The 13563-nt window shown below is 42.1% G+C and carries 14 protein-coding genes; 11 read left to right on the top strand and 3 right to left on the bottom strand.

All coding sequences use genetic code 11. The features are described from left to right. Positions 1-18: 18 nt before the first annotated feature. The 9 genes from cheY (at position 19) to OC443_RS14395 (ending at position 8494) form a co-directional block, all read left to right on the top strand. Positions 19-387, top strand: a complete 369-nt coding sequence (cheY, locus tag OC443_RS14435) for a chemotaxis response regulator CheY (RefSeq protein ID WP_139281707.1) — start codon at positions 19-21, stop codon at positions 385-387. A 65-nt stretch (positions 388-452) separates the two neighbouring features. After that, positions 453-1181 carry a protein phosphatase CheZ gene (locus OC443_RS14430; protein WP_073581676.1) on the top strand — a complete coding sequence of 243 codons (729 nt, stop codon included), beginning with the start codon at positions 453-455 and terminating at the stop codon, positions 1179-1181. A 9-nt stretch (positions 1182-1190) separates the two neighbouring features. Continuing rightward, positions 1191-3482 carry a chemotaxis protein CheA gene (locus tag OC443_RS14425; RefSeq protein ID WP_073581411.1) on the top strand — a complete coding sequence of 764 codons (2292 nt, stop codon included), beginning with the start codon at positions 1191-1193 and terminating at the stop codon, positions 3480-3482. 26 nt (positions 3483-3508) lie between these two features. Then, complete coding sequence (locus tag OC443_RS14420) at positions 3509-4633, top strand: protein-glutamate methylesterase/protein-glutamine glutaminase (RefSeq protein WP_073581413.1); 1125 nt, start codon at positions 3509-3511, stop codon at positions 4631-4633. Positions 4634-4642: 9 nt separating this feature from the next. Continuing rightward, entirely contained in the window at positions 4643-5422 is a 780-nt protein-coding gene (locus OC443_RS14415) for a ParA family protein (RefSeq protein ID WP_073581415.1), read from the top strand. Beyond that, complete coding sequence (locus OC443_RS14410) at positions 5412-6536, top strand: chemotaxis protein CheW (RefSeq protein WP_143169270.1); 1125 nt, start codon at positions 5412-5414, stop codon at positions 6534-6536. Before OC443_RS14415 ends, OC443_RS14410 begins: the two co-directional genes overlap by 11 nt. Before the next feature lie 38 nt (positions 6537-6574). Continuing rightward, the gene (locus tag OC443_RS14405) at positions 6575-7069 is read left to right on the top strand and encodes a chemotaxis protein CheW (protein ID WP_073581419.1); all 495 of its coding nucleotides are present in this window, start codon (positions 6575-6577) and stop codon (positions 7067-7069) included. 146 nt (positions 7070-7215) lie between these two features. Further along, complete coding sequence (locus OC443_RS14400; protein ID WP_370738735.1) at positions 7216-7578, top strand: DUF2802 domain-containing protein; 363 nt, start codon at positions 7216-7218, stop codon at positions 7576-7578. Positions 7579-7744: 166 nt separating this feature from the next. After that, positions 7745-8494, top strand: a complete 750-nt coding sequence (locus tag OC443_RS14395) for an MlaA family lipoprotein (RefSeq protein WP_073581423.1) — start codon at positions 7745-7747, stop codon at positions 8492-8494. A 22-nt stretch (positions 8495-8516) separates the two neighbouring features. Here OC443_RS14395 and OC443_RS14390 read toward each other — a convergent pair whose 3' ends face one another. The 3 genes from OC443_RS14390 to sodB all read right to left on the bottom strand — a co-directional run bounded on the left by OC443_RS14390 (position 8517) and on the right by sodB (position 10598). Further along, positions 8517-9185, bottom strand: a complete 669-nt coding sequence (locus OC443_RS14390; protein ID WP_073581425.1) for an SDR family oxidoreductase — start codon at positions 9183-9185, stop codon at positions 8517-8519. Positions 9186-9352: 167 nt separating this feature from the next. Next, a complete protein-coding gene (locus OC443_RS14385; protein ID WP_073581426.1) occupies positions 9353-9877 on the bottom strand; it encodes a VC2046/SO_2500 family protein in 525 nt (174 codons plus the stop codon). A 136-nt stretch (positions 9878-10013) separates the two neighbouring features. Next, positions 10014-10598: a superoxide dismutase [Fe] gene (gene sodB, locus OC443_RS14380; protein ID WP_073581428.1), complete on the bottom strand. Its 585-nt coding sequence runs from the start codon at positions 10596-10598 to the stop codon at positions 10014-10016. Positions 10599-10984: 386 nt separating this feature from the next. Here sodB and OC443_RS14375 point away from each other — a divergent pair, with 386 nt between their 5' ends. Together OC443_RS14375 and OC443_RS14370 are read left to right on the top strand one after the other, a co-directional pair. Then, entirely contained in the window at positions 10985-11320 is a 336-nt protein-coding gene (locus OC443_RS14375) for a Grx4 family monothiol glutaredoxin (protein WP_073581429.1), read from the top strand. A gap of 78 nt (positions 11321-11398) precedes the next feature. Then, positions 11399-13354 (top strand): DNA topoisomerase III, encoded by a 1956-nt coding sequence (locus tag OC443_RS14370; RefSeq protein ID WP_073581430.1) that lies wholly within the window; start codon positions 11399-11401, stop codon positions 13352-13354. The last annotated feature ends 209 nt before the right edge of the window (positions 13355-13563 follow it).

Here is a 13563-nt window from a genome sequence, read left to right as displayed (position 1 = left end):
GCAATTTTGAATAAAAACATGAAAATTTTGATTGTTGATGATTTTTCAACAATGCGTCGGATAGTAAAGAACCTACTCCGTGACTTGGGTTTCAATAATACTCAGGAAGCGGATGATGGGCTCACGGCGTTGCCTATGCTAAAGAAGGGTGATTTTGAGTTCGTTGTGACTGACTGGAATATGCCAGGGATGCAGGGAATCGATTTATTAAAAAATATTCGTGCTGATGATGAATTAAAGCATTTACCTGTTTTGATGATTACTGCCGAAGCAAAGAGAGAACAAATTATTGAAGCTGCTCAGGCTGGTGTGAATGGATATATTGTTAAGCCGTTTACCGCTGCAACTCTCAAAGAAAAGTTAGATAAAATTTTTGAGCGTTTATGAGTTTAAAATTTCTCTTGGAACACAGGCAATAAATTTTTCAACTTGTGGAAGGCGGCTCATTCAGAATGATTTCATTAGAACAAGCCCGGGAACTTGTGCAGTTTCTCGAAAATGAACAGCAAGATGATGCTAATTCATTATTGATTGATATTTATCAGTCAAGCGCTGCTGAACATCAAATTTTTCAACAAATTGGAAGTTTGACGAGAGAACTACATGAATCATTAAAAGAGTTCACTTTGGATGTTCGGATTGGTGAAATCGCGAAAGATGAAATTCCTGATGCAAAAGATCGTCTGGCCTATGTGATCTCTAAGACTGAGACTGCGGCTAATAAAACGATGGATTCTGTTGATCGGTGTATGCCTATCGCAGATAAATTGCATCAAAGCCTGCTATCTGTGCGTCCTCAGTGGAATGAACTGATGCGTGGGCGTGTTGAATTAGCTGAGTTTAAAGCGCTGTGCCATCGGATTGACGATATATTAAGTCAGATTGAAGGTGATAGTACTGAACTTCGAAGTGAGTTAATGGAAATATTAATGGCACAGGATTTTCAGGATTTAACAGGACAAATTATTCGGCGCGTCATTGAATTGGTGAATGAAGTTGAGCAACGATTAGTTGAAATTCTTACTGTATTTGGCACAGCAAACCAACAAGAACAACAAATAGATAAAAGTCATCAACCTTCATCAGAACCAGAAGGACCTATCATGAACCCTCATGAGCGGGAAGATGCAGTTGCATCTCAGGATGAAGTGGATGACTTATTATCAAGTCTTGGTTTTTAGGGGTACCGTATGAGCTACGATTTAGACGAAGATATTTTGCAGGATTTCCTGGTTGAAGCGGGAGAGATTTTAGAGTTACTTTCCGAGCAGTTAGTAGAACTTGAAAATAACCCCGAAGATAACGACCTTTTAAACGCAATTTTTCGTGGTTTTCATACTGTCAAAGGTGGTGCCGGTTTTTTATCTTTGACTGAATTGGTTGAAACATGTCACGGCGCTGAAAACGTATTTGATATTTTACGTAATGGTCAAAGAGGTGTATCCGCAGATTTGATGGATACCATGCTTCGGGCGCTTGATACAGTAAATGATCAGTTTGCTGCAGTGCAGAACAGGGAGCCGCTTGACGCTGCTGATCCCGATTTACTAGAAGAGTTACATCGTCTTTCACAGCCAGCCTCCGAAGACGAACCTGTGGCAGAAAGTACTGCGTCTCACGTTGAAGAAACGGCAGCTACTGAGTCTCCACAACCACCTGTCTCCGAAGAACCTGTGGCAGTGAGTATGCCTGAAGAGGCTGCTTCTGATTCTGTTGATGTCAGTTCTATTGATGAAATAACACAAGATGAATTCGAACAATTATTAGATGAGCTACATGGTAAGGGGAGTGCTCCCGGAGCTCATGAATCAACTGAAAGTCCATCACCAACACCTCCACCAGCTGAAAAAAATAGCGCTGTTAGCAGTGATGACATTACTGATGATGAGTTTGAACAATTACTTGATGAGTTACACGGCAGAGGGAATGCTCCGTCTGCCCATTCAGAATCAGAAGCTGCGCCTGCGACGCCACAACCTCCTCAACAAAATACATCTCCATCTCCATCATCTTCTGCCGGTAAGGCTGGGGAAGGTGACAGTGATCTGATGACTGATGATGAGTTTGAGAAATTATTAGATGATTTACATGGGCAGGGAAATGGTCCTTCGGTTGAAGAACTGGAGATGGCGGTAAAACCTGCTTCAGCAAATCCTAAAGCGGAAGCTAAGCCTGCTGCAGCAGTAAGTAAGCCAGTCGAGAGCAAACCTGCACCAGCTGCACCACCGGCTGCTAAGCCAGCAGCGAAGAAGACCGCTGTAGCAACTAAAGAGTCGAAGGAAGTTGCTGTGAAAAAAGCACAGCAGACTGAGGCGACCGTTCGGGTTGATACTTCGACACTTGATACCATTATGAATATGGTTGGTGAACTGGTTCTGGTGCGAAATCGTCTTTTGAGTCTGGGGCTCAATAGTAATGATGAGGAAATGTCTAAGGCTGTCGCTAATCTGGATGTTGTAACTGCTGACCTTCAGGGTGCAGTAATGAAAACCAGGATGCAGCCGATTAAGAAAGTTTTTGGCCGTTTCCCGCGGGTTGTTCGTGACTTAGCCCGAAGTCTGAAGAAAGATATTAATCTTGAAATGCGGGGAGAAGATACCGATTTAGATAAAAATCTGGTTGAAGCTCTTGCTGATCCTTTGATTCACTTGGTTCGAAATTCAGTTGACCATGGTGTTGAAATGCCTGATATACGGGAGAAAAGTGGCAAACCCCGTACCGGGAAGGTCATCTTGTCAGCATCACAGGAAGGTGACCATATAGAGTTGTGTATTATCGACGATGGTGCCGGAATGAACCCGGATAAACTAAGAGGTATTGCAGTTAAACGTGGTTTGATGGATGAAGATGCAGCATCCCGGTTGTCTAATAAAGAATGTTTCAATTTAATTTTCATGCCTGGTTTTTCCAGTAAAGAACAGATTTCAGATATTTCAGGACGAGGTGTGGGAATGGACGTTGTGAAAACGGCTATTAACACTTTGAATGGTTCTATCGATATTGATTCTGAGATTGGGAAAGGAACTAAAATTGCCATAAAAGTACCGTTAACGCTGGCTATATTACCTACATTGATGGTTGGCGTTGCCGGCAGTCCTTTTGCTCTGCCACTTGCGAGTGTTAATGAGATTTTCCATTTAGATTTGAGTCGTACTAACGTTGTTGATGGACAGTTGACAATTATTGTCAGAGAAAAATCAATCCCACTATTTTATTTGCAGAATTGGTTAGCACCTCAGCATACGATTGAGCGTGGTAAAGGGCATGGACATGTTGTGATTGTTCAAATCGGTAGTCAGCGTGTTGGTTTTGTTGTTGATACATTAATCGGTCAGGAGGAAGTTGTGATCAAACCTCTGGATAATTTATTACAGGGAACTCCTGGGATGGCTGGCGCAACAATAACGAGTGACGGTCATATTGCATTGATATTAGATGTGCCTGATTTATTGAAAAATTATGCAGCTGCATCTCGAATCTGATAATTCTTATAAACAAAAGGGAAAGTATGGCGATTAAAGTATTAGTGGTTGATGACTCCAGTTTTTTCAGACGTCGTGTTAGTGAAATCATTAATTCAGAATCGCGTTTAGAAGTGATTGATGTCGCTGTTAATGGTAGAGAAGCCGTTGACAAAGCAAGAACATTAAAGCCTGACGTGATTACTATGGATGTAGAAATGCCGGTGTTAGATGGTATTTCTGCGGTTAAAGAGATTATGGCTGAGAATCCGATTCCGATTCTGATGTTTTCTTCTTTAACACATGATGGTGCTAAAGCGACATTAGATGCATTAGATGCTGGTGCAATGGACTTCTTACCGAAGAAGTTTGAAGATATTGCGCGTAATCGTGATGAAGCGGTTTCACTTTTGCAGCAACGAGTTATTGAAATCTCTAAGAAAAAGTCTTTGCTAAGACGGTCGTTTTCTTCTCCTTCTACCGGGCGTGCAGTACGTTCTCCTGCACCCTCTTCCCGGCCGGAAAGTCGTCAGAATTTACAATCAATTACCCGCCCATCGGCTGCACAAGCAGCCCGTTTTAAGCCAACAGGGAAGAAGTATCAACTAACCGCAATTGGAACTTCAACCGGCGGACCAGTAGCACTGCAAAAAATATTAGTTAAACTTCCGGCAAATTATCCTCATCCTGTGTTACTCATACAGCATATGCCAGCCACTTTTACGGCAGCGTTTGCAAGCCGCTTAAATTCATTGTGCCAGGTCACTGTAAAGGAAGCTGAAGATGGTGATATTCTCCGTGCAGGAGTCGCTTATCTTGCACCAGGTGGAAAGCAGATGATGATCGAAGGGCGTCCGGGAAACGCAAAAATCCGGATTATAGATGGCGGAGACCGAATGAATTATAAGCCATGTGTTGATGTAACATTTGGCTCCGCTGCTAAAATTTACGGAAGTAAAGTCCTTTCCATGGTATTGACTGGAATGGGGGCTGATGGACGCGAGGGTGCCAGAATGCTCAAAAAAGAAGGGGCAACAATCTGGGCTCAGGATGAAGAGACGTGTGTTGTTTATGGTATGCCTCAGGCAGTTGCTAAAGCAGGAATTTCATCTGAAAGTTTGCCTCTTGAGCGTATTGCTGAACGCATATTGGTTGAAGTGGGGCTTTCATAAGGAAAATCAATGATTGTTTGGAGTGTCGCCAACCAAAAAGGTGGTGTGGGTAAAACAACAACAACAATAACGCTCGCCGGCTTACTATGTAAGCAGGGAAAGCGGGTATTGTTGGTTGATACAGATCCTCATGCCTCGTTGACTACTTATCTTGGTTATGATTCAGATGGCGTCAAGAATAGTCTTTTTGATTTATTTCAGCTCACAACTATCTCTCGGGACTCTGTAAGCCCATTAGTGATAAAGACTGAAATTGAAGGGATCGATATTATTCCTGCCCATATGTCTTTAGCGACATTAGATCGTGTCATGGGTAACCGCAGTGGTATGGGGCTAATTCTGAAGAAGGCACTTTTTGAATTACATGATCTATACGACTACGTTTTGATTGATTGTCCTCCTATTTTGGGTGTGATGATGGTGAATGCGATTGCTGCCAGTGATCGCATTCTTATTCCTGTTCAGACTGAGTTTTTGGCGATGAAAGGGCTGGAACGTATGATCCGGACCCTGGCAATCATGCGAAAGTCCAGACATAGTGAGTTCCGGGTCACAATTGTACCTACCATGTACGATAAGAGAACCAAAGCGTCTTTACAGACATTGACTCAGTTGAAGAAAGACTATCCTGAACGGGTGTGGACTTCTGCGGTTCCGATTGATACGAAATTCAGAGATGCAAGTTTGAAACGCTTACCAGCTTCTCATTTTGCGGAAGGGAGTCGGGGAGTTTTTGCTTACAAGCAGTTGCTTATCTATTTAGAGAGGTTAGCAATTGATGAGTCGTGATATGGTGCTATCAAGTGAACAAGCTTTGGATGATTATTTTGCTGCGCTGTTAGATGAAGATAGTGGCGATTTAGAGCTGGTTCAAGAAAAAAAAGCAGAATCACCCTCGCAAGTTTCTAAAGACGTAGAGACTGTACCACAATTACAGAGGCAGCGGGTTGCTGAGCAGGTAACTGAATCAGATAATTCTTTTATTCTGCCAAATCTGGAAGATGTTCAACGTCTGTTAAATCAACTGGAATCAACGAATCCTGTTGATCAAATAGAAGATATTGATGAGTTGCTCGATAAGAACACTGATGAAATAGCATCTCATGTTCAGGTCAGTAGCCGTGTCGTTGATGACGTGACTGAAGCAGAAGTTACGGAAGAAGTGATATTATCCTCGACGACTGACGAAATTCAGGACTGGGATATCAATGTTCAGTCTGATGATGTTGTTGAGGTTAATACAGAAGCACCAGAAACTGTTGTTGAAACGGAAATAGTAACTGAGCCGGAAGTACAAACTGACTCGTTTTATTCTGATCCTGTAATTGAAACAAAGATAGAACCAGACTCTTCTTACAGTCAGGAAAAAGAGCCGGAAATTGCTCAGGAAACATCGCAGGAGACTGAAACTCAGGCTGATGATAAAGCGAAAAACTGGAAGAGTATCGAACGCAAAGAGCGTTTTCAGATATTATATTTTGAAGTAAATGGTGTTATGTTTGCGGTTCCTTTGGATGAACTGGGCGGTATTCATCGACTGGAAACATTGAATCATCTTATTGGTCGTCCTTCATGGTATTTAGGTTTACAGACAAACCGGGATGATCAGCTTGATGTTGTAGATACAGCTTGCTGGGTGATGGCTGATAAATTAACTGATGAGAATTATAAGTCAGGATACCAGTATATTGTGATGTTAGGTGATAGTTCCTGGGGATTAGCCTGTGATCACCTGAAAGGTACAGAATTACTGGATAGCGAGAAAGTTCGGTGGCGTGAAAAAGCCGGGAAGCGCCCTTGGCTGGCTGGTATGGTAAAAGAAAGAATGTGTGCTTTAATCCATGTTGAAGCATTAATCGGGATGCTGAAAGCCGGGTTGGATGTGAAAGCGCTCGATAATTAGATACGTTAGTGTCGAATTCGACTTAGAGAGGATAAGGTATGTCTCAGACAAACGAAGTGGAAGTGAAAAAAGACCAGTCTAATGACGAAGTGCTTCAGTGGGTGACGTTCCAGTTAGAGGAAGAAACCTACGGCATTAATGTTATGCAGGTCAGAGAAGTACTCCGCTATACCGAAATTGCACCTGTCCCAGGAGCACCTGACTATGTGTTAGGTATTATCAACTTACGTGGCAATGTTGTCACTGTGATTGATACTCGTTCACGATTTGGGTTGGTTGATGGCGAGGTTACTGATAATACAAGAATTATTGTGATTGAGTCCGAGCACCAGGTCATTGGTATCTTGGTTGATAGCGTTGCTGAAGTTGTATACTTGCGTTCATCAGAAATAGATACAACACCAAGCGTTGGTACTGATGAAAGTGCTAAGTTTATCCAGGGTGTTAGCAACAGAGATGGGAAGCTTCTTATTCTGGTTGATCTGAACAAATTGCTCAGTGATGAAGAGTGGGATGAGATGGCTCATTTATAATTATGATTGATAGTGAAGTATTTTTTAGCTTCCCTGCTGCGGTGATTGGGGGAGTTGTGTTTTTTGTGTTGTTGTTTTTTGTGCTGTTGTTTCGTTTAAAGCATATTCTGTTGGTTCATTCTGAAACCCGACGGCAGGAAACCAGAATGTTAGATAAAACTTTACAGAAGACAAATAAGCAGTTAAACGAGCTGAGATCTGCCGTTGTTGGTTTAGGACAAAAGATTACTGAACAGGAAGAGACAGTACTTCATCTGAATGAGAGGGTTAAAGATCTGGAGCAGCAAGTACAGGATACAGATTCACGGCTTTATTCCCGGGCATCTAAACTTGTACAGCTAGGTGCTGATGTTGAAGAGTTGATTGAAGAATGTGAGCTCCCGAAGGCTGAAGCTGAACTAATGCTTTCTCTTAAGAAAAAAATATCCGGAGAAGAGAAAGTTCCGCCGCTGAGTAAAACTCATGCGAGAGAACAACAAAAGGCTCGTTCTGCTAAGAAAAATGTATGAGTAACTATCTCTGAAGATTGAAAATTTAGGAAGCCTTGAGGCTTCCTTTTTTATTGGTGGGAAGATGCTGTATTTACATAGTTAAATTCAGCATAACTGTTGGTATAATCTCACGTCAGTTATTCAATATATTAAGCTCAGCTATGATCACAAATGGAAGGACATAATGGATAATCGTCTAAAGCGGATTTTTTTGTTTTCAATGATAATTATCTTAGGTGGATGCAGTACCGTACCGGAACATTCTGAATCGGCTTATGGAAGTGATCCGTTGGAAAGTGTCAATCGTACGACATGGGCGCTTAATTATGATTATTTAGATCCTTATTTTTTCAGACCGCTTTCTCTTGCTTACGTCGATTACGTGCCAAATCCATTTCGGCGTGCACTTGCTAACTTTTTGTCTAATCTGGATGAACCGGCAAGTGTCGTAAATAACTTGCTCATGGGAAATGGAGAAAAAGCTGTTGATCATTTTAACCGGTTCTGGATGAACAGTACCTTTGGCTTATTTGGGCTAATTGATATTGCTTCTGCTGCCGGTATTAATAAAGATGATGAAAAGAAATTTGGAGACGCTTTAGGGCATTACGGTATAGGAAATGGCCCTTATCTGATGTTACCAGCACTTGGTCCTTATTCAGTCAGAGATGCTGGTGATTTTGTTGACAGTACTTATTTACCTTTATCGTACTTGAATATTTGGGCTGTTTTGGCGAAGTCATTTTTTGAAGGTCTTGAAACCAGAGCTGCATTGGTTAATCAGGAATCTATGCTTGAAAATTCACCGGACCCTTATGCGCTGGCCCGTGATATGTATTTCCAGCATCAAAATTACAAAGCTGAAATCGAGCAAAAAGACGACTATGACTCAGAACAAGAAGACTTGTTCGATGAATATCTTGATGATGAATAACCAGAGTCAGCCTTGTTCTCACTCAGGCTGACATTGTTCTTCCACTAAAATATTCATTCTCAACAATATATTCTGTATTCCGGATTAGTTCATCTAATTGTATTGACATGTTGGAGTTATTATCCTGAACCTTCTCTGAAGGTAGAACCGCGCCCACCCTGATGTTAAAAGGTGTCAACTCTTTTGACCAGCTCTGTGTCATCCCTGAAATCATTGATGCAGAGCTTTCAAACCCCTGAATACTATGCTGGTCATTGCTGGACATGATATTAATAATGACGCCTTCCTGATCTTCCTGCCTCATTCTTTCAGCACTCATTTGTCCGAACGAAAAAAGAGTTGAAATCATATCAGTTAAATTTTGAGTGAACTGTTCTAAAGGATGGTCATCAGTCACAGAAGGCAAAGGGGTTCCCGGCCAGTGATTAATCAGAATATCGGGAGCCTGATTAAATTTATTTTGTATATAGTTCAGTAAAGCTTCGATTGACTCGGGTTTGTAATCATCCATATAGAAGTAGTGGATATTGTTTGAAATGGTCTTACTTTGTTCATATACGGAGATTAACCGTTCATGGTCCTTGTCAGTAAGAATGATTCTGGCTCCTAACTGCGCAAAGCGCTCTGCCAATGCATTGCCAAAGAGCGTTCCTGCTGAAGTCAGTAGAATAATCGAGTTTTTCACATGCATTGGTATATCCTGATATTTTATTTTTTGCGTCTCGATAGCATGGTTGAAGAGATAGAATGATGATGTGAAAAAAGTCATAGAATGTGTTTTCAAGGGAGGAGTTGTGAACTGTTTTGAGGAGTAATTCACACTCCCGTTATTTCATGTACACTGAATATAGAACAGAATCAGGCAGTTGCCTGAATTTGAGATTGACGATAATTGTTAATTAGTTGGTTATAAAGATCAGAGGCAATGCCTGGTTCTTCAAATTCATCATCGAGCTGTCGACGCTGGTGACCAGACAAGTTGTTATATACATCTTCATCAAGCTCATGAGTTGCTTCAGGTTGATAGGTCAATGCATCCGGCGTTAAGTAGTGTTGCAGCTTTGCAGAAGGCAGGCCGCCATGATGGAAATAATGAGCAACGGTTGCCCCGAGTTGATAAGTTTCCTGATTTGATTGCAAAGGCTGAGGAGCGTTCAGGCCAAACTGATTCCGGAGTGTCGTTTCCGTTTTATCCGGAACAGGAAGTGCTTCACAGATGGTGTTTTCTCTGGCATCCGTGGAGAACATAGCCAGCAGAAGCGTAAAATCGGCCCGCCGGTTTTGCAATACCGCTCGATTAACGGACTGACCACACTGTAATTCATTGATTAAGTGTGCTTTATCCAGTGAATGAAGTACTTCAGCGGTTTCAGATAACATCATGTTCTCCTTAGCGATACAACATTATCGACAAGAGACATGGAAACTTGAGAAGATTGTTTGATTTTCTAAGGATAATAAAAAAGCCTGTGGCAACAGGCTTTTGAATACTTTACCAGTTTTAATGGTGACCTGATAATTATTTTGCCAGGTTTTCCGCTGCAAAGTCCCAGTTGACCAGAGCCCAGAATGCGGCCATATAGTCAGGACGAACATTGCGGTAGTCGATGTAGTAAGCGTGTTCCCACAAATCAACTGTGAGCAGTGGTGTAACACCTTCATCAGATACAGGTGTTGCTGCATTTGATGTATTCGTGATAGCAAGAGTACCATCTGCTTTTTTGACTAACCAGGTCCATGAAGAGCCGAAATTATTAATTGCTGATTCAGTAAACTGAGATTTGAACTCTTCAAAAGATCCGAAAGATTTTTCAATGGCTTCTGCGACAGCACCAGTTGGCTCACCACCGCCATTCGGAGACAAGCAGTGCCAGTAAAAAGTATGATTCCAGGTTTGAGCCGCATTATTAAAAACACCGCCGGAAGATGACTTAATAATATCTTCCAGTGACTTACCTTCTAGTTCGGTTCCCTTGATTAAGCCATTCAGCTTAACAATATAAGTGTTGTGATGTTTTCCGTGGTGAAAGTCGAGCGTTTCTGCAGAGATGTGAGGTTCCAGAGCATCTTTTGCATAAGGAAGTGCTGGTAGTTCAAATGACATTGCTTAATCTCCATTGTTTTCAGAGACAATTGCTCAAAACTGTCTCTTCGGGTTTTACTTCCGGTGTATATCCATGACAACAGGATATTTAGATTTTTCTTCATCTTCTATCTAAGGATATACGTTTATTTATCGTTTGTTTCATTAGACATGACTGACTGAAACTTATTTTAGCAAGTTTTTACTTTATTAAAAGGGGGTTCATAAAAATTCTTTGTGAAAGATGAGGCACAGGACAGCGGATTTTTACCAGTATTTTCCTTTTTATATTCTAATTTTCATGAGGTTAACTGAGGTTTGCTTTCAACCTTACTAATAATGGGCTTTTTATTCTGGAGTAATGATTTAGAATGTAAAAAAGTTTGTTGTCAGCCAAAGAGGATACAATGGAAACAATTGACAAGATTAAGCAGCAGATTGCTGAAAACACTATTCTGCTTTACATGAAAGGCTCCCCTAAACTACCAAGCTGTGGTTTTTCATCACAAGCGGCACAGGCAATCATTGCTTGCGGTGAACAATTTGCCTATGTTGATATCCTTCAGAACCCGGATATCAGAACAGAGCTTCCGGTGTACGCTCAGTGGCCGACATTTCCTCAGCTCTGGATTGAAGGTGAACTGATTGGCGGATGCGATATCATTCTTGAAATGTATCAAAAAGGGGAGCTACAACCCTTAATTAAAGAAGCAGCAGCCCGTCGTGCTGATGCAGACGAATAAAAACAAACTTAAACTGTATAAATTTACAGTATTTCCTGTTATCTTAGGGCCACGTTCTGTGGCCTGATTAATTTTAAAATGTCCCGTTTATTTATCGCAGAGAAGCCAAGCTTAGGGCGCGCTATCGCAGCTGTTCTACCATCTCCCCACCACCGGGACAGCGGTTTTATCCGTTGTGGTAACGGGGATGTTGTTACATGGTGTATCGGGCACTTACTGGAACAAGCTGAGCCGGATGCCTATGATGAGCGATATAAAAAGTGGAGACTGGAAGATCTGCCTATTTTGCCGGATAAGTGGCAGTTGAAACCACGAAAGTCTTCTGCTCAACAGCTGAAAGTTATCCGGACACTCCTTAAATCTCATCAGCATATTATTCATGCCGGAGATCCCGATAGAGAAGGTCAGCTTCTGGTTGATGAAGTGATCGATCATTGCCGGGTGAGTCAAACAGTAAAAAATACAGTTGAACGTTTATTGATCAATGACCTGAATGCTGCCGCCGTAAAAAAATCGTTAACGCAAATGCGGCCAAACCGGGACTTTATATCATTGTCGGTTTCCGCTTTAGCCCGTTCCAGAGCCGACTGGTTATATGGAATGAATATGTCCCGGGCATACACATTGTTAGGGCAGCAATCCGGTTATCAGGGGGTATTGTCTGTCGGACGGGTGCAAACGCCGGTTTTGGGGCTGGTTGTCCGGCGAGATGAGCAAATTGAGAACTTTGTCTCTAAAGATTATTTTACTCTGGATGCGCTAATTCCTTATCAGTCGGAAAAGGGGGATTTGGATATTCGGGCTCGCTGGAAACCGAGTGAATCCTGCCAGTCATGGCTTGATGAAGAAGGACGCCTGCTTCACCGGCCATTAGCTGAAAATGTAGCCAGCCGGATTGCCGGCAAGCCAGCAACCGTCACAACATCAGAACAAAAACAGACAAAGCAGTTCGCTCCTTTACCTTATTCTTTATCAGCGCTGCAGATTGATGCTTCAAAACGTTTTGCCATGAATGCACAACAGGTTTTACAAACCTGCCAGTCATTATATGAAAAGCATAAGCTGATCACGTACCCACGTTCTGATTGCCGATACCTGCCTGTTGAGCATCAAAAAGAAATTCACGATGTGATTCAGGCAATATCAGTCACTGAGACAAACTTACAACCGGTGATTGATAATGCGGACTTATCGATCCGGTCTAAAGCCTGGAATGACCAAAAAGTTGAGGCTCACCATGCGATTATTCCAACACCAAAGTCCGGTAAAAATATCCGGCTTTCATCCGATGAAAAGAAAATTTATCAACTGATTGCGACTCAATACTTGTTACAGTTTTATCCACCGGCTGTTTATGCTGAATCAAAACTGGTGTTTGATATTGCTGGTGGCGTTTTTATTGCCAGAGGAAAGCAACTTATCCATACCGGTTGGAAACAGGTGATCGGACATAAAGAAGAAACCGGCGACATCGCAGACATCGTCCCTCCGTTGGAAAAAGGATGCCAGCTTATTTGCCGGGAAGGTGAAATAAAAGCACATAAGACTGAACCTCCCAGGCCATTTTCTGAAGCGACATTGCTTCAGGCGATGACTGGTATTGCCAGATTTATTGAAGATCAAAGGTTAAAAAAAATATTACGGGAAACGGATGGTTTAGGGACTGAAGCGACGCGGGCAGGGATTATCGAGTTATTATTTAAGCGCCAACTGCTTACCCGGAGTGGCAAACTCATTCATAGTACGGCTGCAGGGCGGGGATTAATTCATGCATTACCTGCCGAAGCAACATTGCCGGATATGACAGCACACTGGGAACATCAGCTTCAGGACATGGCGGAGAAAAAACAATCTTATCAGCCATTTATGCAAGCATTAACCGAGCAGATTAAAGCGATGATGAATGGTGTACAGACATCACCATTGCCGGAAAGTTTAAAATCAATGCCTCAAAACAGCCAAAGTATGAAACGGAGAAAATCGTTCAGAAAGAAAAATCAAAAGCGTCAAAGTCGTTCAAAAAAACTAAGTTGATATACCCAAACAACCAGAAGATGCAGGTTTCAGTGAGATTTGTCTGGCTCTGATACGGCGTGACAAACTCACCCGCAGGGCGTGAGCTGAAAGGCTCATTTCTGTGTCAGGAGAATTTGAAAAGCAGGGACATTCCTGCATTCCCTTTCCTTGAACTGTATCTTTCGGCGACACGCTGAATCATGTATCTTCAGGTTGCCTGGGTATGC

It is taken from the genome of Vibrio quintilis (assembly GCF_024529975.1).
In the GTDB taxonomy this organism is placed as follows: domain Bacteria; phylum Pseudomonadota; class Gammaproteobacteria; order Enterobacterales; family Vibrionaceae; genus Vibrio; species Vibrio quintilis.
The sequence above is the reverse complement of the archived record's forward strand: the minus strand, read 5'-3'. Positions and strand labels throughout refer to the sequence as shown.

What these genes read in the sequence shown, in the direction of transcription:
- cheY (WP_139281707.1), top strand. Translation starts at nt 19, where the DNA reads ATGAAAATTTTGATTGTTGATGATTTTTCAACAATGCGTCGGATAGTA.
- OC443_RS14430 (WP_073581676.1), top strand. Translation starts at nt 453, where the DNA reads ATGATTTCATTAGAACAAGCCCGGGAACTTGTGCAGTTTCTCGAAAAT.
- OC443_RS14425 (WP_073581411.1), top strand. Translation starts at nt 1,191, where the DNA reads ATGAGCTACGATTTAGACGAAGATATTTTGCAGGATTTCCTGGTTGAA.
- OC443_RS14420 (WP_073581413.1), top strand. Translation starts at nt 3,509, where the DNA reads ATGGCGATTAAAGTATTAGTGGTTGATGACTCCAGTTTTTTCAGACGT.
- OC443_RS14415 (WP_073581415.1), top strand. Translation starts at nt 4,643, where the DNA reads ATGATTGTTTGGAGTGTCGCCAACCAAAAAGGTGGTGTGGGTAAAACA.
- OC443_RS14410 (WP_143169270.1), top strand. Translation starts at nt 5,412, where the DNA reads ATGAGTCGTGATATGGTGCTATCAAGTGAACAAGCTTTGGATGATTAT.
- OC443_RS14405 (WP_073581419.1), top strand. Translation starts at nt 6,575, where the DNA reads ATGTCTCAGACAAACGAAGTGGAAGTGAAAAAAGACCAGTCTAATGAC.
- OC443_RS14400 (WP_370738735.1), top strand. Translation starts at nt 7,216, where the DNA reads ATGTTAGATAAAACTTTACAGAAGACAAATAAGCAGTTAAACGAGCTG.
- OC443_RS14395 (WP_073581423.1), top strand. Translation starts at nt 7,745, where the DNA reads ATGGATAATCGTCTAAAGCGGATTTTTTTGTTTTCAATGATAATTATC.
- OC443_RS14390 (WP_073581425.1), bottom strand. Translation starts at nt 9,185, where the DNA reads ATGCATGTGAAAAACTCGATTATTCTACTGACTTCAGCAGGAACGCTC.
- OC443_RS14385 (WP_073581426.1), bottom strand. Translation starts at nt 9,877, where the DNA reads ATGATGTTATCTGAAACCGCTGAAGTACTTCATTCACTGGATAAAGCA.
- sodB (WP_073581428.1), bottom strand. Translation starts at nt 10,598, where the DNA reads ATGTCATTTGAACTACCAGCACTTCCTTATGCAAAAGATGCTCTGGAA.
- OC443_RS14375 (WP_073581429.1), top strand. Translation starts at nt 10,985, where the DNA reads ATGGAAACAATTGACAAGATTAAGCAGCAGATTGCTGAAAACACTATT.
- OC443_RS14370 (WP_073581430.1), top strand. Translation starts at nt 11,399, where the DNA reads ATGTCCCGTTTATTTATCGCAGAGAAGCCAAGCTTAGGGCGCGCTATC.